The sequence below is a fragment of the Halomonas marinisediminis genome (assembly GCF_004347715.1).
GTDB classification, from domain to species: domain Bacteria; phylum Pseudomonadota; class Gammaproteobacteria; order Pseudomonadales; family Halomonadaceae; genus Halomonas; species Halomonas icarae.
The window spans coordinates 59,125-83,581 of sequence record NZ_SLTR01000005.1; the positions used below are offsets into that span (position 1 = coordinate 59,125).

Annotated in this window: 22 protein-coding genes; 17 read left to right on the forward strand and 5 right to left on the reverse strand. The window is 67.0% G+C overall.

Annotated elements, in window-relative coordinates; genetic code table 11:
- The first annotated feature begins 3 nt into the window (after positions 1-3).
- Positions 4-624, forward strand: coding sequence for a LysE family translocator (locus E0702_RS05645; RefSeq protein ID WP_132042006.1), 621 nt, complete (start codon positions 4-6; stop codon positions 622-624).
- Positions 625-645: 21 nt separating this feature from the next.
- Here the strand turns inward: E0702_RS05645 and E0702_RS05650 are convergent, their stop codons facing one another.
- Complete coding sequence (locus tag E0702_RS05650; RefSeq protein WP_132042007.1) at positions 646-2,322, reverse strand: acyl-CoA dehydrogenase family protein; 1,677 nt, start codon at positions 2,320-2,322, stop codon at positions 646-648.
- A 115-nt stretch (positions 2,323-2,437) separates the two neighbouring features.
- Between E0702_RS05650 and E0702_RS05655 the strand changes: the two genes are divergently transcribed.
- From E0702_RS05655 to E0702_RS05675, 5 genes are read left to right on the forward strand one after another with little or no spacing between them, the layout of a single operon-like run.
- Positions 2,438-2,974 carry an NUDIX hydrolase gene (locus E0702_RS05655; RefSeq protein ID WP_132042008.1) on the forward strand — a complete coding sequence of 179 codons (537 nt, stop codon included), beginning with the start codon at positions 2,438-2,440 and terminating at the stop codon, positions 2,972-2,974.
- Positions 2,971-3,897, forward strand: a complete 927-nt coding sequence (locus E0702_RS05660; protein ID WP_132042009.1) for an AAA family ATPase — start codon at positions 2,971-2,973, stop codon at positions 3,895-3,897. Before E0702_RS05655 ends, E0702_RS05660 begins: the two co-directional genes overlap by 4 nt.
- A 2-nt stretch (positions 3,898-3,899) precedes the next feature.
- The gene (locus tag E0702_RS05665) at positions 3,900-4,856 is read left to right on the forward strand and encodes a DUF58 domain-containing protein (RefSeq protein WP_165927490.1); all 957 of its coding nucleotides are present in this window, start codon (positions 3,900-3,902) and stop codon (positions 4,854-4,856) included.
- The gene (locus E0702_RS05670; RefSeq protein ID WP_132042011.1) at positions 4,853-6,958 is read left to right on the forward strand and encodes a transglutaminase TgpA family protein; all 2,106 of its coding nucleotides are present in this window, start codon (positions 4,853-4,855) and stop codon (positions 6,956-6,958) included. The genes E0702_RS05665 and E0702_RS05670 overlap by 4 nt, the downstream gene beginning before the upstream one ends.
- A 54-nt stretch (positions 6,959-7,012) precedes the next feature.
- On the forward strand, positions 7,013-7,498 hold the full coding sequence (locus E0702_RS05675) for a glutathione peroxidase (RefSeq protein WP_132042083.1): 486 nt from the start codon (positions 7,013-7,015) through the stop codon (positions 7,496-7,498).
- Between the two features lie 50 nt (positions 7,499-7,548).
- Here E0702_RS05675 and E0702_RS05680 read toward each other — a convergent pair whose 3' ends face one another.
- The gene (locus E0702_RS05680; protein ID WP_132042012.1) at positions 7,549-7,938 is read right to left on the reverse strand and encodes a DUF7079 family protein; all 390 of its coding nucleotides are present in this window, start codon (positions 7,936-7,938) and stop codon (positions 7,549-7,551) included.
- 173 nt (positions 7,939-8,111) lie between these two features.
- Here E0702_RS05680 and fabV point away from each other — a divergent pair, with 173 nt between their 5' ends.
- The 3 genes from fabV to E0702_RS05695 all read left to right on the forward strand — a co-directional run bounded on the left by fabV (position 8,112) and on the right by E0702_RS05695 (position 10,634).
- The gene (fabV, locus tag E0702_RS05685; RefSeq protein ID WP_132042013.1) at positions 8,112-9,338 is read left to right on the forward strand and encodes an enoyl-ACP reductase FabV; all 1,227 of its coding nucleotides are present in this window, start codon (positions 8,112-8,114) and stop codon (positions 9,336-9,338) included.
- A gap of 52 nt (positions 9,339-9,390) precedes the next feature.
- A complete protein-coding gene (locus tag E0702_RS05690; protein WP_132042014.1) occupies positions 9,391-9,600 on the forward strand; it encodes a hypothetical protein in 210 nt (69 codons plus the stop codon).
- Between the two features lie 77 nt (positions 9,601-9,677).
- A complete protein-coding gene (locus tag E0702_RS05695; protein ID WP_205741891.1) occupies positions 9,678-10,634 on the forward strand; it encodes a GlxA family transcriptional regulator in 957 nt (318 codons plus the stop codon).
- Here the strand turns inward: E0702_RS05695 and E0702_RS05700 are convergent, their stop codons facing one another.
- Entirely contained in the window at positions 10,635-11,252 is a 618-nt protein-coding gene (locus E0702_RS05700; protein ID WP_132042015.1) for a class I SAM-dependent methyltransferase, read from the reverse strand.
- A 167-nt stretch (positions 11,253-11,419) separates the two neighbouring features.
- Between E0702_RS05700 and E0702_RS05705 the strand changes: the two genes are divergently transcribed.
- From E0702_RS05705 to E0702_RS05740, 8 genes are all read left to right on the forward strand, one after another.
- A complete protein-coding gene (locus tag E0702_RS05705; protein ID WP_132042016.1) occupies positions 11,420-12,634 on the forward strand; it encodes an aspartate aminotransferase family protein in 1,215 nt (404 codons plus the stop codon).
- Positions 12,635-12,654: 20 nt separating this feature from the next.
- A complete protein-coding gene (locus tag E0702_RS05710) occupies positions 12,655-13,743 on the forward strand; it encodes an arginine N-succinyltransferase (RefSeq protein ID WP_132042017.1) in 1,089 nt (362 codons plus the stop codon).
- Positions 13,743-14,792: an arginine N-succinyltransferase gene (gene astA, locus E0702_RS05715; RefSeq protein ID WP_132042018.1), complete on the forward strand. Its 1,050-nt coding sequence runs from the start codon at positions 13,743-13,745 to the stop codon at positions 14,790-14,792. Before E0702_RS05710 ends, astA begins: the two co-directional genes overlap by 1 nt.
- Positions 14,789-16,258 carry a succinylglutamate-semialdehyde dehydrogenase gene (gene astD / locus E0702_RS05720; protein WP_132042019.1) on the forward strand — a complete coding sequence of 490 codons (1,470 nt, stop codon included), beginning with the start codon at positions 14,789-14,791 and terminating at the stop codon, positions 16,256-16,258. Before astA ends, astD begins: the two co-directional genes overlap by 4 nt.
- Positions 16,255-17,643: an N-succinylarginine dihydrolase gene (astB, locus tag E0702_RS05725; RefSeq protein WP_240721679.1), complete on the forward strand. Its 1,389-nt coding sequence runs from the start codon at positions 16,255-16,257 to the stop codon at positions 17,641-17,643. Before astD ends, astB begins: the two co-directional genes overlap by 4 nt.
- Entirely contained in the window at positions 17,640-18,839 is a 1,200-nt protein-coding gene (zapE, locus tag E0702_RS05730) for a cell division protein ZapE (protein WP_240721680.1), read from the forward strand. The genes astB and zapE overlap by 4 nt, the downstream gene beginning before the upstream one ends.
- 72 nt (positions 18,840-18,911) lie before the next feature.
- A complete protein-coding gene (locus tag E0702_RS05735; RefSeq protein WP_132042020.1) occupies positions 18,912-19,664 on the forward strand; it encodes a trimeric intracellular cation channel family protein in 753 nt (250 codons plus the stop codon).
- Positions 19,661-20,728 carry a DUF3541 domain-containing protein gene (locus E0702_RS05740; protein WP_132042021.1) on the forward strand — a complete coding sequence of 356 codons (1,068 nt, stop codon included), beginning with the start codon at positions 19,661-19,663 and terminating at the stop codon, positions 20,726-20,728. The genes E0702_RS05735 and E0702_RS05740 overlap by 4 nt, the downstream gene beginning before the upstream one ends.
- On the opposite strand, the gene E0702_RS05745 is transcribed toward E0702_RS05740, so the two are convergent.
- Positions 20,725-21,540 carry a PEP-CTERM/exosortase system-associated acyltransferase gene (locus E0702_RS05745; RefSeq protein WP_132042022.1) on the reverse strand — a complete coding sequence of 272 codons (816 nt, stop codon included), beginning with the start codon at positions 21,538-21,540 and terminating at the stop codon, positions 20,725-20,727. The two genes, E0702_RS05740 and E0702_RS05745, sit on opposite strands and share 4 nt — an antisense overlap.
- Before the next feature lie 9 nt (positions 21,541-21,549).
- Positions 21,550-24,432 carry a bifunctional diguanylate cyclase/phosphodiesterase gene (locus tag E0702_RS05750; RefSeq protein ID WP_132042023.1) on the reverse strand — a complete coding sequence of 961 codons (2,883 nt, stop codon included), beginning with the start codon at positions 24,430-24,432 and terminating at the stop codon, positions 21,550-21,552.
- Positions 24,433-24,457: the final 25 nt, after the last annotated feature.

Genomic DNA, 24,457 nt, shown 5'->3' on the forward strand with positions numbered 1-24,457 from the left:
GCGATGCCTTTCTCTCTATGGCTCTCTCTGGCGGCGGTATGTGCCATGGGGGCCATGTCGCCGGGCCCCAGCCTGGCCATGGTCCTGCGCCATACCCTGGGTGGCGGTCGTGCCCCTGGCGTGGTGGCAGGGCTCTCGCATGCCCTGGGCGTCGGCTTCTATGCACTGCTCACCGTGTGGGGGCTGGGCGCGCTGATCGTGCGTCAGCCGATGCTGTTCCAGATCATTGGCTGGGGCGGTGCGGCGTATCTGGCCTGGATGGGCATACGAGCGCTGCGAGCCGGGCGCCACGGCCCGCTGGAGGCGGGGGTGGTGGCGACCACGCGCCGCCAGGCGGCTCGCGATGGTGTGCTGGTGGCGCTGGGTAACCCCAAGCTGATCCTGTTCTTCATCGCCCTGCTCAGCCAGTTCATCAGCCCGGGCATGAGCCTGATGGCTCAAGGGGTGATCGTGTTCACCGCCATGCTGATCGATGGCGGCTGGTACGTACTGGTGGCCCTGGGGCTTTCCCACTCCCGGGTATTGCCCTGGTTGCAGCGACATGCCCACTGGATCAATCGCGCCACCGGCGTCATGCTCCTGGCCCTGGCGGCGCGGGTCGTCGCCGGAGCGCTGCCGGGCTGAACACTTGGCCTGACTGAACGCCTAGCCTGGCAGGCGTGCGAGTATCTCCGCGATTGGAGCTCCCATGGGCAGCACGCCATAGGCGGGGCTCGCCTCGCTGCCCAGCCGCGTTCGGCAGAAGGTTTCGCCGACCGCGTTCGGGGCATGGCGCAGCAGCAATGCCCCCTGCAGGCACTGAGCCAGGCGCTGGACGAGCCAGCGCGCCCGTAGCTCCCGCTCCGGCGGCGAGGCGTCGAGCAGTCGCTCCAGATCACTCAGGGCGGCGTCCAGCTCGCTCTGTTGTCCACGCACCGGGGCCAGCTCCTGCCATAGCGCCTCCAGCACCTCGGGGTGGCGTGCAAGCGCCCGAAGCACGTCCAGGCAGATGACGTTGCCCGAGCCCTCCCAGATCGAGTTGACCGGTGCCTCGCGGTAGAGGCGCGCCAGCGGTGCCTCCTCCACATAGCCGATGCCACCCAGGCACTCCATGGCCTCGGCGATGAACCCGGGCCCCCGTTTGTTGTGCCAGTACTTGGCCAGTGCCGGCATCAGCCGGGCCAGGGCGCGTTCGCTGGGATCGCCCCGGGCCGCGCCGTCGAAGGCGCGGGCGGTGCGCAGCGAAAGGGCGACACCGGCCTCCACCTCCAGCGCCATGTCGGCGATCACCGTCCGCATCAGCGGTTGCTCGGCCAGCACCCGGCCGAAGACGTGGCGGCCCTGGGCGTGGAGCCAGGCCTCGACCAGGGCCTGGCGCATCATGCCCACCGGGGCGGTAGCGGCATCCAGACGGGTCTGCTGCACCATCTCGAGGAGGGTGGCGATGCCGCGATCGGGTGCCCCGATGGGCTCGGCCCAGGCACCGTGGTACTCGATCTCCGCCGAGGCATTGGCACGATTGCCGCACTTGTCCTTGAGTCGCTGAATCTCGATGGTATTGCGTTCACCATCGGGGGTGAAGCGCGGTACGAGAAAGCAGCCCAGCCCAGCTCCGGTCTGGGCCAGCGTCAGGAAGGCGTCGGACATGGGGGCGCTGCAGAACCACTTGTGGCCGGTCAGTCGCCAGCCGCCCTCGGCGGGCTCTCCCTGAGGGGTGGCGCTGGGCTGGGCCTGGGTTGAATTGCTTCTGACATCGCTGCCGCCCTGCTTCTCGGTCATGGCCATGCCGAAGGTCAGCCCCTGTTTCTGGCTTGCCGGCAGGGCACGAGAATCATAGTGGTTGGCCAGCAGCCCCGGTACCCAGCGGGCCGCCACGCCGGGCGAGTGGCGCAACACCGGCATGGCGGCATGGGTCATGGTCACCGGGCAGCAGAACCCCGGCTCGGCCTGGGTCATCAGATAAAGGGCGGCGACATGGGCCTGGTGGCCGCCACGGCCCTCCTGCTGCCAGGCCACGGCGTGCCAGCCGCCCTCGATGGCCAGGTCCATCAGCTGGTGATAGGCCGGGTGGTAGACCACCTCATCGAGCCGCCGCCCATGGCGGTCGAAGAGCCTCAGCTCGGGGGGGTGACGGTTGGCCTGCTCACCCAGGTCACGAACGCGCTCGCTGCCGATCTCGCGCCCCAGCGGGGCCAGATGCTCGGCGACCCAGGGCGGCGCCTCCCGGGCCAGGGCCTCACGCAGAGGAAGATCATCGATCAGCAGGTCGCGGTCGCCGCCCGGGGGCGGTTGGTTGGCTACCTCGTGGGTAATCAGGTGAATACGGGGGGCGTGATCGGGCATGGCGGCTCTCCGCGTCGGCGGCCTAGCTTGAGCATGGAACTCGCTGGGCGCGCGGTCAACGTGACGTCACGCCCGGGACTGGTTAGGCTGAAGGCATTTTTTCGGGAGCACAGCCATGATCGATGATTCGCGTCTGCCGGCGCCGCATATCGCCCGCGAGCGCATCCAGCTGGTGGATTCCCGCAATCGCCCATGCGGCAGTGCCTGGCGCGCCGAGATGCGTCGTTTCCGCTTCTGGCACCGTGCCACCTATGTGGTGGTGTGCAATGCTCGTGGCGAGCTCTGCGTCCAGCGCCGCACCCTGACCAAGGAGGTCTTCCCCGGCGGGCTCGACCTGGCCGCCGGTGGCGTGGTGGGGGCCGGGGAGGCGGTTCATCTGGCGGCCCGTCGCGAGCTCGAGGAGGAGCTGGGCATCCACGGTGCGACGCTGATGCCGGCGGGAGACTTCGTGCATGCCCGGGATGGCAACCATATCTTCGGGAGTCTCTACCTGGTCGAACATGATGGGCCCCTGGCCCTCCAGGCGGAGGAGGTGGCCGAGGCGTTCTGGCTGCCGCCTGCCGAGGCCCTGGCCCTGGACGGCATTACCCCGGATACCCGACAGGCCGTTGAGGCTCTGCGTGACGCGGGGCTGCTGGAGGGCGCTGCATGAACCGGCCCGTGAACCTCACCGACCTGGACGCCGTGACGGCAGCCCTCGAAAGGGTGGTGCTGGGCAAGTCTCGCGAGGTGCGACTGGCGCTCTGTTGCCTGCTGTGTCGTGGACATCTGCTGATCGAGGACCTGCCGGGCCTGGGCAAGACTACCCTGGCCCAGGCCCTGGCCAGGGTGACTGGACTGGGCATGCAGCGCCTGCAGTTCACCAGTGACCTGCTGCCTGCCGATGTGCTCGGTGTCTCGGTGTTCGATCCGCGTGAGGCGCGTTTCACCTTCCATCCCGGGCCAATCTTCCACGGCGTGGTGCTGGCCGATGAGATCAACCGCGCCACCCCCAAGACCCAGAGTGCTCTGCTCGAGGCCATGGAGGAGGGCAGGGTGACCGTGGAGGGGGAGACCCGCTCGCTGCCGGACCCCTTCTTCGTCATTGCCACCCAGAACCCCCAGGAGCAGGCGGGTACCTTCGCGCTGCCCGAGTCTCAGCTCGACCGCTTCCTGATGCGTCTCTCGTTGGGGTACCCCGATGCCCGGGCAGAGCGCGAGATCCTGAGCGGTCGTGCGGGTCGCGAGCATCTGGCCAGGCTGCCGGCACTGCTGGACGCCGAGCGGCTCCGCGCCTGGCAGGCGAAGCTGGCCGATATCCATGTGGCCGAGCCGCTGCTTGACTATGTGCAGGCGCTGGTTGCCGCCAGCCGCGACCATCCCGAGCTGGCCTGGGGGCTCTCGACTCGCGGCGCCCTGGCACTGCTTCAGGCGGCGCGAGGGTGGGCGTTGCTCGAGGGGCGCGACCACGTGCTGCCCGAGGATGTGCAGGCGGTATGGGGGGCGGTGGTGGGACATCGCCTGAGCAGCGGTCGGCGGGAGGAGGGCGAGGTCCTGGCCAACCATCTACTGGGCCGCGTGGCGGTGATGGGATAGTCGTGCTCACCCGGTCGGCGGGGCGGCGCTGGTGGCGACGCATGGCGATCGCGCCGGGCATGGCGCTGCCCCAGCGTCGCCTCTTTCTGCTCCCCACTCGCTTCGGGGTGGGCTGGGCGGTGCTGGTCCTGCTGTTGCTGTTGCTTGGTATCAATTACCAGAACAGCCTCGCCTACGCTCTCTCCTTCTGGCTGTTTGCCGTGGCGAGCGTGGCGCTGCTGCGGACCTGGCGCAATCTGCTCGGCGTGCGTGCCACCCTGCGCCTGCCCGCCGAGACCTTCGCCGGCGACGAGGTGCGCCTCGGTGTGGTCCTGGAAGGAGGGCGCCCGCGCCATGCCATCGAGGTGCATGCCGCAGGGGGGAGGGTCACAGAAGAGAGTGCCAGGGCAGGGAGTACCACCCTGGATCTTGCCACGGGGCGTGGCGAGGCCACCCTGCGTCTGCCGGCCTGCCCCCGAGGGGAACAACGCCTGCCGCTGCTGCGCCTGGAGAGCGCCTGGCCGCTGGGCCTGGTCCGCGCCGTCGCCTGGCTGGCGAGTGACGAGGCGCTGCTGGTCTACCCGCGCCCCCGGGGCGAGGAGATTAATGAGCACCGCCATGCCGGGCCGGGTCTCGAGTCGGGCGATTTCGCCGGTCTGCGCCGCGCCGTGCCGGGTGACAGCCCGGCGCGACTGGCCTGGAAGCAGTGGAGCCGCACCGGTGTGCTGACGGCCAAGGTCTTCAGCACACCGCCACGCCAGCAGCTCTGGCTGGATTACGATGGCTGTCGTGGTGATCTCGAGACGCGCCTGTCGACCCTCTGTGCACGGGTGCTGACCCATCACCAGGCCGGTGATCGCTTCGGACTGCGCCTGCCGGGGGTGACCCTCGCTCAGGGCGAGGGGGCTTCCCAGCGCCGCCAGGCGCTGACGGCGCTGGCGCGCTTTCGTTCCGGCAGCAACCCGGGAGGCACACCATGAGTCGACGCGCGGCGGGGGCGGTGGTGCTGGCTGATGGTCATACCCTGAGTGCGTCCATGCTGCGCCGGCTGTTTGTCGGTCAGTGTCTGGTGCTGGCCCTGCACCTGACCTACATGCCCGCCTGGCTGGGCGGCCTCGCTGCCCTGGTAGCCGGTTACCGCTATCTTCAGCTGCGTCGTCGCCTGCCTCGTGCCGGGGTCGTGCTGCGCCTGGTCGGCGTCGCGGCCCTGGCCGGTGGCCTGTGGCTGCACTACGGCACCCTCGGGCGCATGGAGGCGATGATCGGCCTGCTGCTCGGGGTCTATCTGCTCAAGCTGCTCGAGACCCACAGCCGCCGTGACGCTCGAGTGGTCGTGCTGATCGGCATGGTCGCCACCACGGTGGCCTTCCTGCACAGCCAGGGCATCGCCATGGCCGCCGTGGCACTGCTGGCGGTGGCCTGGCTGATCTACTCGTTGGTGTGGCTGGCTGGCGCTGCCAATGCGCGGCAGGCGTGGCACGAGAGCGCCTGGCTGCTGGGGCTGGCGGCGCCGCTGATGGTGCTGCTGTTCCTGGGCTTTCCGCGCTTCGGCCCGCTGTGGAACCTTCCCCAGGCCGACCGTGCCGCCACGGGGCTGACCGATGAGATCGCTCCTGGCGATATCGCCGACCTGTCGCGCAGCGACCGCCGTGCCTTCAGGGCGCGCTTCGAGGGGGACGAACCCGCTCCGGGTGAGCGCTACTGGCGGGTCTACACCCTCTCGGAGTTCGATGGTGAGCGATGGCGACGGGCCTCGCCGTCGCGCTTTGCTACGGCGTTGGAACAGGGAGAGTCGCCCTGGGTGGCAGAAGGGAGGCGCTCCCCCTGGTCGTCGGTGACTGCGCCGCACTTCGAGGCCGAGCTGCTGCTCGAGCCTGATAGACGCCCCTGGCGTCCCTCGCTGGGCACTCCTCAAATCAGCGGCGAGCGACTGCGCTGGCTGGCCGACGGTACCGTGGAGGGGCTCACGCCGCTCGCCTCGCGTGGTCTGCTGCACCTTTCGAGCAGCGGCATGGCCCCGAGCTGGCTTGAGCCCCAGGGGATCCATCGGCACACCCGACTGCCCGCCGAGGGCAATCCACGCAGCCGAGAGCTGGCCCAGCGCCTGTGGCAGCAGGCTGGGGGCGAGCCTCGGGCCTTCCTGGCGGCCCTGATGTCGCGTTTCGGCGAGGCGCCGTTCCGCTACACCCTGTCCCCACCGCGGCTGACCTCACGCGATCGGGTCGACGAGTTCCTGTTCGAGAGTCGTGCCGGCTACTGCACCCACTACGCCTCGGCCATGGCGGTAATGGCCCGCTCCGTCGGGTTGCCGGCACGCATCGTGGCGGGCTTCCTGGGCGGTGAGCGCCACCCGGACGGTCACTTCACGGTGCGCGACTACGACGCTCATGCGTGGGTCGAGGTGTGGCTGGACGATAGCTGGCGGCGCCTGGATCCCACTGCCGCCATCGCACCTGAGCGTATCGAGCAGGGCGCGGCGGCGGTGGAGGGGGCTGGCGATGCCTATCTGGCCGACGCCCCCTTCTCGCCGCTCCATCTGCGGGGCGTGGGTTGGGTGAATCGCCTGCGGCTGGACTGGGAGCGTCTGGAATACCGCTGGCAGCGTGGCGTGATCGGCTACCGCGACGAAGCGCGCAGCGCACTGGTGGCTCGGGTGGTCGAACGGCTCCAGGCCTTCTGGAACGCCCTGCAGGAGCAGCTCTCCAGCCGCGCCCCCCTGACGTGGCTGATGGGCTTGGTGCTGGTGGGCGTGGGGCTATGCGGATTGCTGGTCGGGTTACGGGCCGCCTGGCGAAGGCACCGCGAGGGGCGCGACGAGGCGCTCAGGATCCGTCGGCTGCAGGCCTGGCTCACGCGGCGTGGCATGCCGCCCCACGGTGGAGAGTCGCCGGCCGCTCATCTGCGCCGCCTGGCCGGTTCCGCCGAAGCGGCTGGCCCCGCCCTGTGCGACTGTGCCCACCAGTTCGAGCGCCTGCGCTATGCACGTCTGGGGCCCGGCGAGCGCCGCAGCCGCCGCCAGATCCTGGGGCGTCGGGTCGCCGAGGTGAAGCGGCGATTGGCCAGTCAGGGTCGCCCGGGGTAGCGCCGCCGTGGGCGGCGTGGCATCGTGAAGGATATCGACTATCGGGGCCCGCGCATGACCATCCACGATCAACAGTGTCGCACCGCCCAGGGCGAGCCCTTCAACTTCGGCGCGCTGCGTGGCCAGGTGCTGCTTATCGTCAATGTCGCCAGTCGTTGCGGCTTCACGCCCCAGCTGCGTGAGCTGGAGCGACTCTATCGACGTTATCGCCAGCGTGGTTTCATGGTGATTGGCTTCCCCTGCAATCAGTTTGGCCGCCAATCGCCGGAGTCCGCGCAGGAGTTCTGCACCTTGAGTGCGCGCGACTACCAGGTCAGCTTTCCGCTGATGGAGAAGGTGAAGGTCAACGGCGGTGATGCCGACCCGCTGTTTGTCGAGCTCAAGCGCCAGGCACCCGGACTGCTGGGCACCGGCATGATCAAGTGGAACTTCACCAAGTTCCTGGTGGGGCGTGATGGCCGGGTGATCCGTCGCTTCTCGCCCCGTGACGGGGAGGATGAGCTACGCATCGCCATCGAGCTGGCCCTGGATGAGACCTGAGGGGGCTCGAGATCCTCTCGTTCCAGCCTGACGTTGCGAGAGCCTGTTCATCATGGAGGTGTCTCGCCGCGCTCTACCATCAGGCGGCCGATCAGTTCGTTCCAGCGATGCCGCGTCATCATGGTCGTCAGCCCCGAGAAGAGCGCCCAGCTCTTGCGTCGCCACCCCTTGAGCCGCAGATTGTGGGCCACCAGCTGCTTCATCAGCGCATGGTCGTCGAAGCGCCGCCACTCGCCGACCACCGACATCTGGTGGCGCGCCAGGACCGGCGCCAGCTCGATGCGAAACACCCACTCCAGTTCGTTGACCGTAAGCCCGTGGCGTTCGATCACCTCGAGCATCTGCGCATAGTCGCGCTCGCCGGGTTCACGCTCCAGCCATAGCGGTGCAAGCGCCAGCCACAGTTCACCGCGTTCATCGACCAGGGTCTGGGCATCCATCGTTTGCTCCCGGGGGTTAGGCAAGGGTAACCAGCTTCAGGACGGCATCCTGCCCCAGCTACCGGTCGGGCTCAAGGGCGGACAGCGGTGGATGTGAACGGCTAGAATAGAGCGATTACCACTCCATGACAGGGTGGCCGAGGCCGCCCACCACACAAACAGCGAGGTCTGACGTGATCATCAAGCCCAAGGTACGCGGTTTCATCTGCACCACTACCCACCCCGTCGGTTGCGAGAAGAACGTGCTCGAGCAGATCGAGGCGACCCGGGCCCGCGGCCTGGACAAGGCCCTCGGTGACGGAGAGCCGCGCCCCAAGAAGGTGCTGGTGATCGGCGCCTCCAGCGGCTACGGCCTGGCGGCCCGCGTCACCGCCGCCTTCGGCTACGGCGCCGATACCCTGGGAGTGTTCTTCGAGAAGCCCGGCAGCGAGAAGAAGCCGGGCACCGCCGGCTGGTACAACAGCGCCGCCTTCGACAAGTTCGCCAAGGCCGAAGGACTCTACAGCAAGTCGATCAACGGCGATGCGTTCTCCCATGAGGCCCGCGAGAAGGCGATCGAGCTGATCCAGCAGGACCTGGGGCAGGTCGACCTGGTGGTCTACTCGCTGGCTTCACCGGTACGCAAGCTGCCCGACTCGGGCGAGCTCAAGCGTTCCAGCCTCAAGCCGATCGGCGAGACCTATCGCGCCACCGCCATCGATACCAACAAGGACACCATCATCGAGGCCGAGGTCGAGCCCGCCACCGAGCAGGAGATCGAGGATACCCGAGCGGTGATGGGCGGTGAAGACTGGGAACTGTGGATCGATGCCCTGGATCGTGCCGGCGTGCTGGCCCCCGGTGCCCGCAGCGTGGCCTTCAGCTATATCGGTACCGAGATCACCTGGCCGATCTACTGGCATGGTGCCCTGGGCAAGGCCAAGGAGGATCTGGATCGTGCCGCCGGCGAGATCAATCAGCGTCTTATGGCCACCGGCGGTGGCGCCAATGTGGCGGTGCTCAAGTCGGTGGTGACCCAGGCCAGTGCGGCCATTCCAGTCATGCCGCTCTATATCGCCATGGTCTACAAGGTAATGAAGGAGAAGGGGCTGCACGAGGGCACCATCGATCAGCTCAACCGGCTGTTCGGCGAGCGTCTCTACCTGGGCGAGGGGCAGGGCGACAGCGCCGAGACCGATGAGGCCGGCCGTCTGCGCCTGGATGACTGGGAGCTGCGCGATGATGTTCAGCAGGCGTGCAAGGAGCTCTGGCCGCGCGTGACCACCGAGAACCTCTTCGAGATTACCGACTATGCTGGGTACAAGCACGAGTTCCTGAAGCTGTTCGGCTTCGAGCGGGATGATGTCGACTATGATGCCGACGTGGATCCCGTGGCGGAATTCGATGTCGTAACCCTGTAAGGGCAGGGCGCCTCCCGGCGGCCTGCCTGATACTCGCAGACCCGGAGGGCGCATGGATACCCGTCAGAGCCAGACCCCCGAAGAGGAACTGCAGCACCTCAAGGAAGTGAACGAGCCCGAAGACTTCGCCCACCCCGAGCCCGATGAGACGCAGCCCGAGGCGCGCGAGCCCTCCCGGGGCCTGCCTTGGCTGCTGCCGCTGGTCATCGTGCTGGCGGTTGCCGTGCTGGGTTATCTACTGGTGGTGGGCATGAGCGGCTAGCCGTGCGCGACCGGTAGGGCTGCCGCGAGTCGGGGCTTTGGCTACAATGGGCGATCCTGTTGTTTCGAGAGTCCCGCATGCCCGATATGCCAGCCACCTCCACCGCCTCACCCCTGCGTCGGGTAGGGGTGGTGGTAATGCCGGGGTTCTCCCTGCTGTCCGAGGCATGTGCCACCGAGCCGTTGGCGGTGGCCAATCGGCTGGCCGACACTCCTCTCTATTCTCTCGTCACCCTGGGGCTGGATGATCGTCCGGTTCCCAGCGGTTCGCGTCAGGTGCTGACTCCCGATCGCGCCATCGCCAAGGATGACGCCCTCGACCTGCTGTTGGTCTGTGCTCCCTGGGGCGAGGCACCGGAGCCGACGCTGCTTGTCTGGCTACGGCGGCTGGCCGCCCAGGGACGCAGCCTGGCGGGCATCGGTGGTGGTGCCGAGCTGCTGGCCAGTGCCGGCCTGCTCGACGGTTATCGGGCCACGGTGCCCTGGCCTCGGTTCGAGGCGGTGGCGGGCGCTCATCCGAGGGTCCGCCTCTCGCGTCAGCTGTTCGAGATCGACCGCGACCGGTTGACCTGCGGCGGCGGTACCGCGGCCATGGACATGATGATGACCCTGATAGCGACGCATCATGGCAGCGAGCTTGCCGAGCGGGTCTCGGCGCACTTCGTGCTGGAGCGAGTGCGCATGGCCGACGAGCCCCAGCCATCGGCGCCGCTGGCCGGCGCTCCTCAGAGCCTGGTCGATGCCGTGACCCTGATGGAAGCCAATATCGAGGAGCCCCTGACGACCCATGAGCTGGCCGAGCACCTGGGGGTCTCCCGTCGCCAGCTGGAACGCCTGTTCAAGAAGCACCTGCAGGCGGTGCCCAGCCGCTACTACATGGGGCTGCGGCTGCAGCGGGCCCGGCGGCTGCTGCGCGAGAGCGACCGGCCGGCGGGCGAGATCGCCCTGGTGACCGGCTTCTCCTCGGCGGCGCACTTCTCCACCACCTACCGAAATCACTTCGGTCTGACGCCGCGAGAGGAGCGCCTGAGCTGATCAGGCCGGCCTGGCCAACAGGGCGCGAACCAGCGAGCCCATCATCACCGGCGTATCCTGCTCGATAACGAAACCGCCTGCCTCGAGCAGCGGGCGGGCCTGACGGGTAATGTCGGTGGCGATGGCCGAGGTCAGGGCGTTGAGGGCCCGGCGACCCACGCCGGAGGGGCGATCATCGGCCTGAAACTTGTCCAGCACGCAGAGCTGGCCGTCCGGCTTCATCACCCGCCTTGCCTCGGCCAGACCCCGCTGCGGGTCGGGCATCACCGCGAGTATCAGGTGCATCACCACCACATCGAAGTGGTCGTCCGGGTACTCCAGGCACTCGGCATCCATCACCGTGGTCTGGACGTCCATGCCCAGCGACTCGGCGCGGCGCGCGAGACGCCGCACCATGGCCGGTGCGAGATCGCTGGCGTGGAGTTCGACGTCCCGGGGCAGGAAGTAGAGGTCGAGCCCGGTGCCGGCACCCACCACCAGCACCCGCATGCCGCGCTGCCAGTGCACCCGGGAGAGGGCGATGCGGCGTGCACGGCGGAAGGCGCGCCGGGCCACGGCGTCGTAGATGGGGGCGTAGAGGTTATAGCGCCGTCGGTTCCAGGTGGTGGTATTGAACATGCGCGGCTCCTCGCAGGGGAACGTCTCCAGCCTAGCCCAACCAGCCGGAGTGAGGGGCTTTTTCACAAGTTGGCGTCCCAACGCTGAAAGCGGTGGATGGCGCGCCTCTCTATACTCGAGGGCTGGCGCATCCTGAATGCGCTTTCCCGACTTCACAGGAGGATGTCATGAGCCAGACCCCGACCCGCGCCGACTTCGACCACTACATGGTGCCGAACTACTCCCCCCAGCAGGTGATTCCGGTGCGCGGCGAAGGCAGCCGACTGTGGGACCAGCAGGGCCGTGAGTATATCGACTTCGCCGGCGGTATCGCCGTCAACGGGCTTGGGCACTGCCACCCGGTACTGGTCGAGGCCCTCAAGGAGCAGGCCGACCGGCTCTGGCACCTCTCCAATGTCTATACCAACGAACCTGCCCTCAAGCTGGCGCGTACCCTGGTGGAGCGCACCTTCGCCGACAAGGTGTTCCTGTGCTCCTCCGGGGGAGAGGCCAACGAGGCAGCGCTCAAGCTGGCCCGGCGCTGGGCCTTCGACCAGGCCGGTGAGCACAAGCACCGTATCGTCTCCTTCTCCCAGTCCTTTCACGGGCGCACCTTCTTCACCGTCAGCGTGGGCGGCCAGCCCAAGTACGCCCAGGGGTTCGGCCCGGTGCCCGGCGGCATCGTCCATGGCGAGTACAACAATCTCGACAGCGTACGTGACCTGATCAACGACGATACCTGCGCGGTGATGGTGGAGCCGATGCAGGGCGAGGGTGGGGTGCTGCCCGGTCAGCGTGACTTCCTGCAGGGGCTGCGCGACCTGTGCGATGCCCACGACGCCCTGCTGATCTTCGACGAGGTACAGACCGGCGTGGGCCGTACCGGCTCGCTCTATGCCTACCAGCAGCTCGGCGTGACCCCGGATATCCTCACCAGCGCCAAGGCCCTGGGCGGTGGCTTCCCGGTTGGGGCCATGCTGGCCACCGATCGCGTCGCTTCTGCCTTCACCATGGGCACCCATGGCTCCACCTATGGTGGCAACCCGCTGGCCTCGGCGGTGGCACTTGCGGCCATCGAATATATCGATACCCCCGAGGTGCTGGAGGGCGTGAGGCAGCGTCACGACCTCTTCCGTGAGCACCTGGAGGCGATCAACGCCAAGTACGGGGTGTTCCGCGAGGTGCGCGGCATGGGGCTGCTGGTCGGTGCCGAGATGAGCGAGGCGTGGCGTGACCGGGCCAAGGATATCCTGCCGCTGGCCATCGAGGAGGGCGTGATGGCCCTGGTCGCCGGGCCCAATGTGCTGCGCATGGCGCCCTCGCTGGTGATTCCCGAAGCCGATATCGCCGAGGGCATGGCACGCCTGGGGCGAGCCGTGGCACGCCTGGTCGACGCCTCGTGAGCGAGAGAGGAGACGCCACCATGCTCGTCGTGCGTCCTATCGCCGCGGCCGACCTGCCCGCCCTGGAGCGGCTGGCGGGGGGTGCCGTGCCGCGGCTTACCAACCTCCCGGTCCATCGCGACCGTCTCGAGGAGCGTATCGCGCGCTCGCGTCAGGCCTTTGCCAAGTCGGTGGAGTGCCCCGGTGACGAGCACTACACCTTCGTGCTCGAGGACCTGGTTCGTGGCGAGGTAGTGGGTACCGCCACCGTGCGGGCCCAGGCCGGCGCCCAGGATGCCTACTACACCTATCGCCAGGAGACGCTGATCCACGCCTCCCAGCAGCTCAACGTGCGTCGTGAGGTGCAGACCCTGGCGCTATCCCACGAGGTCTCGGAGGCGAGCCTGCTGTGTGCCTACTCGCTGGCGCCGCGCTACCGCGGTACCAGCGCCGAGAGCCTGTTGCGCCGAGCACGCCTGATGCTGATCGCTCAGTATCCCGAGCGTTTCGCCACACTACTGGCCATGGCCTTCCCGGGTTATCTGGACGCGGATGGGGAGTCGCCCTTCTGGAACAGCGTGGGGCGCCACTTCTTCGTGCGGGACTATGAGGAGATCAATACCCTGGCCGGGATTCGCTCGAAGAGTTTTATCGCCGAGGTGATGCCGCAGTTTCCGCTTTATCTGTCGCTGCTCACGCCCCAGGCGCGGGCCGCCATCGGCCGCGAGCATCCCGACCACGAGGTGGCCCTGGCGGAGATGCTGGGCGAGGGATTCCAGCGCTCCCGTCATGTCGATATCTTCGACGCCGGCCCGGTGATCAAGGCCGAGCGGGAGCGCCTGCAGAGCTTTCGGCGCGCCGCCTGGCATCCGGTGCGAATCCGTCCCGCCCACACCCTGCCCGACGCCGAGCCGGCCATGGTCGCCAACCAGCGTCTGGCCGACTTCCGCTGTGTAGTCGCGCGCTATGCGCTATCCCCCACCGGCCAGCTGATGCTCTCGCCGGAGCATGCCGAGGTGCTGGGCGTGGAGGAGGGGCGCGCGGTGCTGGCCGCGCCGCTCTCCCTGCCCGGCGGCGAGGACCCGGCTACCGAGGCTCTTGACCCGGGCTATGACGAGGGGGAGCTGTAATGCGTATTCGACCCATCGCCGAGGGTGATCTGGAGGAGCTTCAGGCACTGGCCCGGGAGACCGGCGTCGGCTTCACGTCGCTGCCCGACAATCGTGACTTTCTGGCCGCGAAGATTGCCGCCACCACCGACACCTTCCTGGAGCGTACGCCCCCCGGGCGTCGCAACTACTTCTTCGTGCTCGAGGATGAGGTCAGCGGTCAACTCGCCGGCTGCTGTGCCATCGAGGGTGAGGTGGGGCGCGAAACGCCCTTCTATCACTACCGTCTGGGCACCCTGGCCCACTCATCGGTGCAGCTCGACCTGCATCGCACCATCGACACCCTGTTCCTGTGTTCGGATCACACCGGTGACGCGGAGGTGGCCTCGCTGTTTCTGCGCCCCGCCTACCGCGGCGGCGACCACCGACACGAGCGTAACGGCGCCCTGCTCTCCATGGTGCGCTGGCTGTTCATGGCGGAGTTCCGTGACCGCTTTCCCGACAAGGTGCTCGCGGAGATGCGCGGGGTCTTCGACGAGCAGGGCAAGAGCCCCTTCTGGCACTGCCTGGGCAGCCACTTCTTCCCCATGGATTTCGACGAGGCCGACCGCCTGACCGGGCTGGGCCAGAAGAGCTTTATCGGTGAGCTGATGCCCAAGTATCCGATCTACACCCCCTTCCTCTCCGACGAGGCGCGGGCCTGCATCGGCAAGGTTCACGAGCAGACCCGGCCGGCCCTGGCCATGCTAAAGAAGGAGGGACTGCGCTGGGAAGGCTACATCGACATCTTCGATGGTGGCCCTACCGTCGAGGCCTATCTCGATGATGTGCGAGGAGTGCGCCTGTCACGACGCTGTGTGGCGGAGATCGACCCTGGCCTGACCGAGCCAAGCGAGCGTCCGCGCTGGCTGGCGGCAACCACCGAGATGGCTCACTTCCGTGCCGCCTGGGTGGGGCGCGGTCCCGATGCGGATGGCACCCTGCACCTTACCGCCGCCGAGGCGGCCCGCCTCGAAGTGGAGACGGGCGCGACTCTGCGAATCCTGGATACCGAGGAGGATGCATCATGAAGCCGACCCAGGCGTTGCTGATCGGTGATCGCTGGCGCGAGGGTGCCGCTGCACCCTTTGCCAAGCTCGATGGGGTAACGAACGAGGCTCTGTGGCAGGGCGGAGGTGCCAGCGCCGAGGACGTCGCCGCCGCGGTGGATGCGGCACGCGAGGCCTTCCCGGCTTGGGCCAGGACCTCCTTCGCCGAGCGCCAGGCGCTGGTGGAGCGTTTCCGGGAGGTGCTGGAGAGCCACCGCGAGGATCTGGCGGCGGCCATCGCCCACGAGACCGGCAAGCCGCTGTGGGAGGCGCGCACCGAGGTGGGTGCCATGATCGGCAAGGTGGCGATCTCGCTGCGTGCCTGTCAGGAACGTACCGGTCAGCGCGAGCGTGACCTGGGAGAGGCGCGTGCCGTGCTGCGTCATCGGCCCCATGGGGTGATGGCGGTGTTCGGTCCCTATAACTTCCCGGGGCATCTGCCCAATGGCCATATGGTGCCGGCGCTGCTGGCCGGCAACAGTGTCGTGTTCAAGCCCAGCGAGCAGTCGCCGCTGACCGCCGACCTGACCCTGCAGTGCTGGCAGGAGGCGGGCCTGCCGGCCGGGGTCATCAACCTGGTGCAGGGCGGAGCGGAGACCGGTCAGGCACTGGCCGCCCACCCCGGTATCGATGGCCTGCTGTTCACCGGCAGCGCCAAGGTGGGGGGGATCCTGCACCGTCAGTTCGCCGGCCAGCTGGACAAGATCCTGGCGCTGGAGCTGGGCGGCAACAATCCGCTGGTGGTCCGGGACGTGCCCGACCAGGATGCCGCGGTGCTGACCATCCTGCAGTCGGCCTTTCTCTCCGGCGGCCAGCGTTGCACCTGCGCGCGTCGCCTGATCGTGCCCGAGGGGGAGGTGGGCGACCGCCTTGTCGAGGCGCTGGTGGATGCCATCTCGCGGTTGCGGGTCGCCGCCCCCTTCAGCGAACCGGCCCCCTTCTACGGCGGCCTGGTCAGCGTGGCCGCCGCCGACGGCCTGCTGGCGGCCCAGGCGGCCCTGGAGGCGCAGGGTGGCACGGTGCTGGCGCGCATGGAGCGACTCGAGGAGGGCACCAGCCTGCTCAGTCCGGCGCTGATCGATGTCACCGGCCTGGAAGTACCCGACGAGGAGCACTTCGGCCCGCTGCTGCGGTTGCACCGTTACCGTAGCTGGGACGAGGCGCTGGAGCTGGCCAATGCCACGCGCTACGGGCTCTCCGCCGGGCTGATCGGTGGCACGCCCGCCGACTGGGATGACTTCCTGCTGCGCATTCGGGCGGGCATCGTCAACTGGAACCGCCAGACCACCGGCGCCTCCGGCGATGCTCCCTTCGGCGGGGTGGGGGATAGCGGCAACCATCGGCCGAGTGCCTACTACGCGGCGGACTACTGTGCCTATCCGGTGGCCTCCATGGAGAGCGAAGACCTGCACCTGCCCGACCAGCTGCCCCCGGGAGTGAGCCTGTGAACGAGAACCTGAAGCCAGAGCAGGGTCTCACGGATTACCGTGAGGTCAATTTCGATGGCCTGGTGGGCCCCACCCACAACTATGCCGGCCTGGCGCTGGGCAATGTGGCATCGATGCGCCATGGAGGCCTGGAGGCCAACCCCAGGGAGGGGGCCCTGCAGGGGCTGGCCAAGATGAAGGCGTTGATGGACGCGGGATACCCCCAGGGAGTGCTGCCGCCCCAGCAGCGCCCGGACCTGGGCGCGTTGCGAACGCTGGGCTTTAGCGGCAGTGATGAGCAGGTGCTGGCTCGGGCCGCCGGCGAGGCGCCGCAGCTACTGCGCGCGGTATGCTCCGCCGCGAGCATGTGGACCGCCAACGCCGCCACCGTGACACCCAGCCGGGATGCCCCCGATGGCCGCGTGCACTTCACCCCGGCCAACCTGCAGTCGAGTTTCCACCGCTATCTCGAGCCCGCCACCACCGGGCGGGTGCTGGCGGCGATCTTCCGCGACCCGGCGCGCTTCGCCCACCATCCGGTGCTGCCCGCCACCCCGGCCTTTTCCGACGAGGGGGCGGCCAACCATACCCGCCTGGCCGGCGAGCATGGCGAGGCGGGAGTGCATCTCTACGTCTATGGCCGCACCGCCTTCGGCTGGGAGAACGAGAAGAGCCCGGCGCCGCGACGTTTCCCGGCGCGCCAGACCCTGGAGGCGAGCCAGGCGGTGGCGCGCCAGCATGGCCTCTCCGCGGCGCAGACGGTATTCGCCCAGCAGCACCCCGAGGCCATCGACGCCGGGGTCTTCCACAACGATGTGATCGCGGTAGGCAACGGCCCGGTGCTGCTCTACCACGAGATGGCCTTCCTGGACGAGGAGGGCACCCTGGAGGCGCTGCGCGAGCGCATGAGCACGCCGCTGATTCCCCTGCGAATCCCCCGAGAGGCGGTGAGTCTCGAGGATGCGGTGGGGTCGTATCTCTTCAACTCCCAGCTGCTCTCCAATGCGGATGGCTCCATGACCCTGGTGGTGCCCGGCGAGTGCCGGGAGAACGAGGGTGTCTGGCGCACCCTGCAGGACCATCTGCTGGCGGGGGCCAACCCCATCGGCGAGGTGGTGGTCAAGGACGTCAAGCAGAGCATGCGCAACGGTGGTGGCCCCGCCTGCCTGCGCCTGCGGGTGGTGCTGGCGGCCGAGGAGCGTGCCGCGCTCTCCGGTCGTGTGCTGCTCGATGACGGACTGCATGCCGAGCTGGTGGGCTGGGTGAAGCGTCACTACCGCGACCGCCTCACCCCCGAGGATCTCGCCGATCCTGCCCTGGCCAGGGAGACACTGACCGCACTCGATGAACTCAGCCAGCTGCTGGGTATCGGCAGCGTCTATCCCTTCCAGCTGGAGGGGGCGTGACGCAACAGAAGCGTGATGAGGCGTTGGCTGATGAGACGCTGAGTGATGGGATGTCCCGCCGGCCTCTCGTGACGAGTACGCCGTTGGCCGCCTATCGTCATGCCCTGGCCCACCAGGGGTTCGTCGAGGACAGGCCCCAGCGGGTCGCCGCCGAGGCCCTCGAGGCCTGCTTCGGTGTCGTGCATGACGCGGCACCGGCGGCCCGGGTGTCGGGCGTCTATCTGTGGGGACCGGTGGGGCGCGGCAAGACCTGGCTGATGGACGCCTTCCATCGGGGCCTTCGCGTGCCCGCTCGACGGCAGCACTTCCACCACTTCATGCGCTGGGTGCATCGTCGACAGTTCCGGCTCGGCGGCACCCCGGACCCGCTGGTCGCCCTGGCCCGGGAGCTGGCGGCCGAGATACGCGTGCTCTGCCTCGACGAGCTTTTCGTCAATGATATCGCCGATGCCATGCTGCTTGGCGGTCTCCTGACGGCACTCTTCGAGCAGGGGGTCGTGCTGGTCTGCACCTCCAATCAGGCGCCTTATCAGCTGTATGCCGACGGCTTCAATCGCGAGCGCTTCCTGCCCGCCATTGCCGCCATCGAGCGCCATATGCGTACCGTCGACCTCGGCGAGGGGCAGGATCATCGTTTGCATCCCGGGCGCCGCCATCAGCGATACTGGGTCGTCGAGAGCGGAAGCCCCAGGGCGCTGCCCACTCTCTTCGACGAGCTGACTGCCGGCGAGCAGACGACCCAGGCTCCCATCGAGCTGGGACATCGCACCATCGCGGTGCGTGGGCGCAGCGACTCGGTCGTCTGGTGCGGCTATACGGAGCTCTGCGAGCAACCCCTGGCGGCGCTGGACTTCATCGAACTGGTCGACCGCTTTGGGCATATCCTGCTCGATGACGTGCCCTGCCTGAGTGAGGCGCCTCCGATAAGAGGCATCGCGAGGGGAACCGAGGATGGGGTCAGTCGTGTCGAGGCGGGAGATCGTGAGCTGCCACCACTGACGCGCCGGGACGATGGCGTGCGGCGTTTCATCGCCCTGGTCGACGAGTGCTATGACCGACGCACGCCGCTCTATCTGGAGGCGGAAGTCGCCATGGAGGCGCTCTATCCCCAGGGGCACCTTTCCTTTCCCTTCCGACGCACCCTCAGCCGATTGCGTGAGATGCAGCTGGCCCGGTTCGGTACAGCAGGGCAGTGATTACGTAGGCGCCACGTGAAATGGTCTATGCTGTGCGGCCATTCGAGGCGCAGCAACGCGAGGAGGCGTGCGGTGAGCGAGTTGATCTACTGGCTGGACATGGCGGGAGTCATCGTCTTTGCGTTGTCGGGGGTGGTGCTGGCTTGCCACTCACGCATGGACCCCTTTGGCATGCTGGTGCTTGCTGCAGTGACCGGCATCGGTGGAGGCACCCTGCGCGACCTTGTGCTCGGCGTAAGACCGGTGTTCTGGGTCACCGATCCTACCTATCTATGGGTCATCCTGATCACGGTGGGGAGCGCTATTCTCGGGTTTCACTATATCCATCGCCTCTCGCGCGGTTTCCTGCCGGTGGCAGATGCCTTTGGGCTGGCGTTGTTCGTGGTGATCGGTGCTCACAAGGCGCTACTGCTGGGTACGGGCAGCCTGGTTGCCGTGCTGATGGGCATGATGACCGGGGTGGCTGGCGGCATGGTGCGTGATGTGCTGGCGCGCCGTGTGCCGATGGTGCTGCGTGAAGAGATCTATGCCACCGCAGCGATCGCCGGTGGCGTCGCCTATGTGAGTCTGGATGCGTTCGGGGCTCCCGGCCCCCTGGCCATTGCCCTGTCGCTGCTGACGACCCTCGGCATCCGTCTGGCCGCCATTCACTGGCGGCTGGCACTGCCGACCTTCGCCTGGGTGGAGATCCCTAGAACTCCCGAGCCACCTCCGCCGGTCGCCCAGGGCGAGCCGCCGGCACCGCCTGCCGAGCCACCGCGGCCCAAGGTAAGAGTCCGCATGATTCGGCCCGAGCAGTCACGGCGCAGGAAGAATCGCTCATGAGCCTGCCCAGCCTCCACGCGCGGCTGCTGACATGGCTTGCCCTCTGTGGGCTGGTGTTGCAGCTTTCGGCCTGTGCCGTGCAGCAGCCCGATGCCGGCCCGGCCGAACACCACCGGCTGGCGGCGGAGCGAATCCGGGCGACCTATGAAGCCGTGCTCCCCGAACTCTCCAGCGGCAAACGCCGCCACTTCGCCCAGCGCCTCTACCGGGTGACCGGCGAGGAGCGCTATCTGCCGGCCAACCGCGAGTACATGCTGCACCTGGCGGGGCGCCTCGAGGCCGAGATTGCCGAGCTCACAGTGCCAGGAAAGATCGAACGGCTCGCCAGAGAGAGCGTCGGGGGGTACCCGCGGCGCACCGCAAAGCAGCGTGCCCGGGCCGAGATGTTCTCCCGGTGGGGCGAGTTCGCCTATGCCAAGGGGCTGCTGTTCCGACTGGTGCAGGCCCACTACCACGGCCTGCTCGAGACCATTCCCGGTCACCAGTGGGCGCTGGACTATCTGGAAGATCTACCCTGGGAGGCGTTCCTGACCGACCCGGAAGTGCTGGAAGTCTATGCCGCCCAGGTCGCCAATCAGGTGCACTTCCTTCACCAGCTCGGTGTGATGGATCTGCGTCGGGAGGTGGAGGCCGCGTTTCGTCGGCGTTATCCCCCTGAGAGGCTGGAGGATCTGTCGACGGCCGAGTATCGCAACTGGCTCTACGGGCTGACTCACTTCATCATTGCCGCGAGCCGTTACTACCAGCAGAAAGTGGATGACGAGGAGTATGCCTGGATACTCGAAGCATTCTCGGAACAGTCCGAGCGGATCATGCGCGACGCCACCGAGGATATCCAGGCGGAGGTGGCGTTGAGCTTCCTGCTCGCCGGCCAGGAGGAGCATCCGCTGGTCAGGCAGATTCGTGACCTCCTGGCCGCGGCGGTGGAACCCGCCAGCGGCATGATTCCCTCGCCGGACCGCAGCACCAACCTGGAGGAGGGCGAGCACCGCAATGTGTTGGCGATCATGGTGCTGGGGTGGCAGGGGCGGTTGTATCCGGGGCCTGCCTGGCCGGCTCTCTAAAGATTGGTCGCCGCTGTTTGCGGTAGTCGGCTTGTTGATTCGAGCTGTTCAGACAGCTGCTTCTGTATGTGCTGGTATAACGGGACGAGTTGAGGGGTCATGCCGGCTTCGGCCTGTTTCCGGCTAATGCAGTAGGCGCGTCTCTTGCCGTGGAGATCGATCTCTCCCCCCACCTGGGTGAAGTGGAACCCCGACATGGAAAGAAGACGGTGCAACCGTGGCTCCATCATGGCGTAGGCCAGGTGGGTGCCGGTCAATCGGCCAACGGCACACCCCGAAAGGAAGAGAGCGTTGGCCAGAAAGGAGAAGGTTCGCCTGTCCCTGAAGCGGGCCTGGTCAGGCGAGGATGAGTGCCCGCAGGCCTGCTTGCCCTTCAGTGTCGGCCTGAAGTGTGGCGATATCGCCAGCCGTGAAATTTCATAGAAGCTTCCTCTTGTCGCCTGGTCAGGATGCAGGGGTGAGTCGTACAGGCTCTCCGCCGCATAGGATTGCAGAGGAAGCCTGTCGAGGGGAGCGTCGGCTCCGGATAAGGGGGTGACGAGTCGGGTGCAGGCGGCAGTCAGACCGGTGGGGCGATGACGAACCAGGCAGTGCAGTGCCTCATTATCGAAGATGTCGTATTCCAGACGGCGCACGGGATCCGTGGGTGGAATGCCTTTGATTTCTTCGCAATACACGTCATGGCGCAGTCGAAAAGCCTGCTCCCTCTCTGCTTCACTGCGGGCGATCTGGAAGCTGAACTCTGTCATGAAACGTGCCAGCAAGAGGGTCGTGTCCTTTGCGGCTTGGTTATCAGGTGGCAGGCTCTTCATTCAGGCTGCTTAGTAGTGATGGGGAGTGTCTGAGCGGGGGGGAGTGTCTGAGGCAAAGTCATGGTTCTCGTTGAGTGCAAAGGCTGTGCTGGCTTTTATCGGGCTACCGAGATAGTAACCTTGGCCATAGGAAATTCCATAGGAGGCCAGGATTGGCAGCTGAGCTTCCTGTTCGACGAATTCTGCTACGACCTGCTTGTCGAAGCCGTTGGCGATATCGGCAATAGCCTTGACGATAACACGGCTTTCGTTGTCGTCCAGCAGCTGACGGATAAAGCTACCGTCAATCTTGATATAATCGACCGGCAGCCGGCTCAGATAGTGGAAGTTACTGAAGCCTACGCCAAAGTCATCCAATGCAGTACGACACCCCAAATCGCGCAGCGACTGCAATACACCGCGAGCGGTGGCGAAATCAGTGACTGCGGCCGTCTCGGTAACCTCCAGGATCAGCTGCTCGGGAGCAACACCACTGGTGATGATCTCTTCGGCAAGATATTGCTTCAGATCTTCATCGTGGAGCGAGGGACCGGAAAGGTTGATGGCCAGGCTGATCTCCTTGCCCTTCAGCTTGGCCAGCACGTCAAGGGCCTGATGGATGACCCATCGATCGATCTGAAGGATCTGACCGCTATGTTCGGCCACCGAGATAAACGCGCCCGGAGAGATCAACTCGCCGCTATCGTCCTGCATCCGGATCAGCACTTCATAGTGGCGGATATCGCGATCCCTAAGCCGCACGATGGGCTGCACCATCAGTACAAAGGCGTTCTCTTCCAGGGCGCGATGAATGCGCTCCTCCCAGTAGACGCGTTCCTTGAGCTCACCGCGGGCATCCTCGAGCGTCGATAGCAGGTGCCAGCGCTGACTGCTCGACTCCTTGGCCTTGTACATCGCCATGTCGGCACTGGCCAGCAGGTCGGTCGCGTTGTCGCCATGCGTCGGGAAGAGGGCAATACCCGTGCTTGCCGCGATCCGGTGGCGTCGCTCGCCCAGCTCGAGCGTCACGGTGGCGAGGAGCTGATTGATCTGCTGCGCGATACGGGTCGCCAGGGTTCTGTCGGCACCACCCACCAGCAGGGCAAACTCGTCGCCGCCGAGGCGTGCCAGAGTACCGCGGTGCCCCAGCTCCTCCTGCATTACCCTGGCTACCTGGCGCAGAAGCTGGTCGCCGGCCTGGTGGCCGCTGAGCTCATTGACATCCTTGAACTGGTCAAGGTCCAGCAGCAGCAGGGCACCCGGATGGCCCTGTCTTATCGCCTTGTCGAGGGCTTCCTTGAGGTAGCGGCGATTGTAGAGCCCGGTCAGCGGGTCGCGCTCGGCCAGCCAGGTCAGCCTGGCCTCGGCCATCTTGCGTTCGGTGATGTCGAGTCCGACGGAGATCCTGCCTGCCGGCTCCCCGGCAATGCCGGGCAAGGGGGCGTGATACCAGGCGATGGTGTGTTGGTGCCCATTGGGAGTGACCAGCAGACGCTCCTCCTGGCCCCTGCCGTCGATGCCGACTAGCGGCTGGCTATGGGGGCCGAACACATCGTCGAAGAGTCGCTTGAGCAGCAGCTTCTCGTTTACCCCCATGACGGATAGCGCATAGTCGTTGACCAGGGTGATGCGGTCGTCGGCATCCAGCGTGATGATAAAGACTCGAGCGGTATCGAGCAGACTGCCGATGAAGTCACGCTCCTTGGCGAGCTCCTCCACACGTGCCGCCAGCTCGTCGCCACGAATGCCGACCTCCTCTTCGAGATCCTCCAGCTGGTTGGCCAGATGCAGGGTCGCGCCTTCGAGAATGTCGATCTCGTCCGGGAACCGGCTGTCAGGGCGAGGAATGGACCTCCTGGCGCTGGCGAACTCTCCCTGGGCCAGGCTCGGCAGGATGCCCGAGATGCGGCGCAACCGTGCCATGGGGCTGAGCAGGATGGCCAGCAGCAGCAGTTCGGCGGCCAGCCAGCCGCCGAGGCCGATGGTCGCCAGGATGCGGGTGTCCTGGCGGATGGCTCCGACCTGCTCGGTGATGTCGTTGGTGAAGAGGATATAGCCGGCACCCTGCTGGTCGCCGTCTCCGCCCATGGGCACGGCACTCACCTCGATCTCGCGACCTGCATGACGAAAGCGGTAGGGGCGGTCAATGAGGCTCTCGAGGTCTGTCTCGCGGGAGGCTAGACGCAGAGCCGGCAGGCTCTCCTCCTGCCCGGTCAGGGCGATCAGCTGCCCCTGCCAGTCAGGCAGTCGGCGCGCCTCGGGTAGCTCGCCATCCTGCCCCCCTTCGACCAGCAGCAGACCGACATCGCCCTGAGTGATCTGGTGGGCCTGACGCATGACGTCGGCCAGGGAGCGTGACAGGACCACCACCCCGACGCTTCTGCCTTCGACCAGCACCGGTACCGCCGCATACTGTCGGCAATCGCTGCTGCAGCGCAGGGAGGTCAGGGGCATGTCGGTATCGATGACCCGCTGGACCCAGCGCTTTACCGGTCGTTCATGCGATGACTGAGTGGAGCCCCAGCTGGCCGTCTGTGCGCCTCTGGCGTCGAAGAGGAGAATCTCGTCGATCCCCGACTCCAGCTGGAGGGTCGGCCATTGGGGCTCCAGGGTCTCCGGCAGGGTCTCACCCCCGTGATCGGGGAGGGCATCGCCGAGCCCCTGGGTAGCGGCCACCAGCGAGGCGAGTTGGCGAACGCTCTCCTCTGAACGCTGAATGGCCTGATGCATTTCACTGGCCTGACGTTGAGCGTTTTTCAGCCTGCTCTGCTCGAACTGTCGCGACAGATTGGCATGGCCGATCCATGAGAACGCCAGTACAAGACCCAGCACCAGCAGACTGCTCAAGGCGATGACTCGCCAGGTCAGGCTGAGGCGTTGACGGCGTGCTGGGGGTTGGTTCGCTGATCTCATTCTGCCGGGGCGTCCTGATTGGGTT

Coding starts and splice junctions, on each gene's coding strand:
- E0702_RS05655 (WP_132042008.1), top strand. CDS start 2,438: ATGATCGATGATTCGCGTCTGCCGGCGCCGCATATCGCCCGCGAGCGC.
- E0702_RS05740 (WP_132042021.1), top strand. CDS start 19,661: ATGAGCCTGCCCAGCCTCCACGCGCGGCTGCTGACATGGCTTGCCCTC.
- E0702_RS05710 (WP_132042017.1), top strand. CDS start 12,655: ATGCTCGTCGTGCGTCCTATCGCCGCGGCCGACCTGCCCGCCCTGGAG.
- E0702_RS05690 (WP_132042014.1), top strand. CDS start 9,391: ATGGATACCCGTCAGAGCCAGACCCCCGAAGAGGAACTGCAGCACCTC.
- E0702_RS05680 (WP_132042012.1), bottom strand. CDS start 7,938: ATGGATGCCCAGACCCTGGTCGATGAACGCGGTGAACTGTGGCTGGCG.
- E0702_RS05705 (WP_132042016.1), top strand. CDS start 11,420: ATGAGCCAGACCCCGACCCGCGCCGACTTCGACCACTACATGGTGCCG.
- E0702_RS05700 (WP_132042015.1), bottom strand. CDS start 11,252: ATGTTCAATACCACCACCTGGAACCGACGGCGCTATAACCTCTACGCC.
- E0702_RS05750 (WP_132042023.1), bottom strand. CDS start 24,432: ATGAGATCAGCGAACCAACCCCCAGCACGCCGTCAACGCCTCAGCCTG.
- E0702_RS05670 (WP_132042011.1), top strand. CDS start 4,853: ATGAGTCGACGCGCGGCGGGGGCGGTGGTGCTGGCTGATGGTCATACC.
- astA (WP_132042018.1), top strand. CDS start 13,743: ATGCGTATTCGACCCATCGCCGAGGGTGATCTGGAGGAGCTTCAGGCA.
- E0702_RS05645 (WP_132042006.1), top strand. CDS start 4: ATGCCTTTCTCTCTATGGCTCTCTCTGGCGGCGGTATGTGCCATGGGG.
- astD (WP_132042019.1), top strand. CDS start 14,789: ATGAAGCCGACCCAGGCGTTGCTGATCGGTGATCGCTGGCGCGAGGGT.
- E0702_RS05660 (WP_132042009.1), top strand. CDS start 2,971: ATGAACCGGCCCGTGAACCTCACCGACCTGGACGCCGTGACGGCAGCC.
- E0702_RS05745 (WP_132042022.1), bottom strand. CDS start 21,540: ATGAAGAGCCTGCCACCTGATAACCAAGCCGCAAAGGACACGACCCTC.
- E0702_RS05650 (WP_132042007.1), bottom strand. CDS start 2,322: ATGCCCGATCACGCCCCCCGTATTCACCTGATTACCCACGAGGTAGCC.
- E0702_RS05695 (WP_205741891.1), top strand. CDS start 9,678: ATGCCCGATATGCCAGCCACCTCCACCGCCTCACCCCTGCGTCGGGTA.
- E0702_RS05675 (WP_132042083.1), top strand. CDS start 7,013: ATGACCATCCACGATCAACAGTGTCGCACCGCCCAGGGCGAGCCCTTC.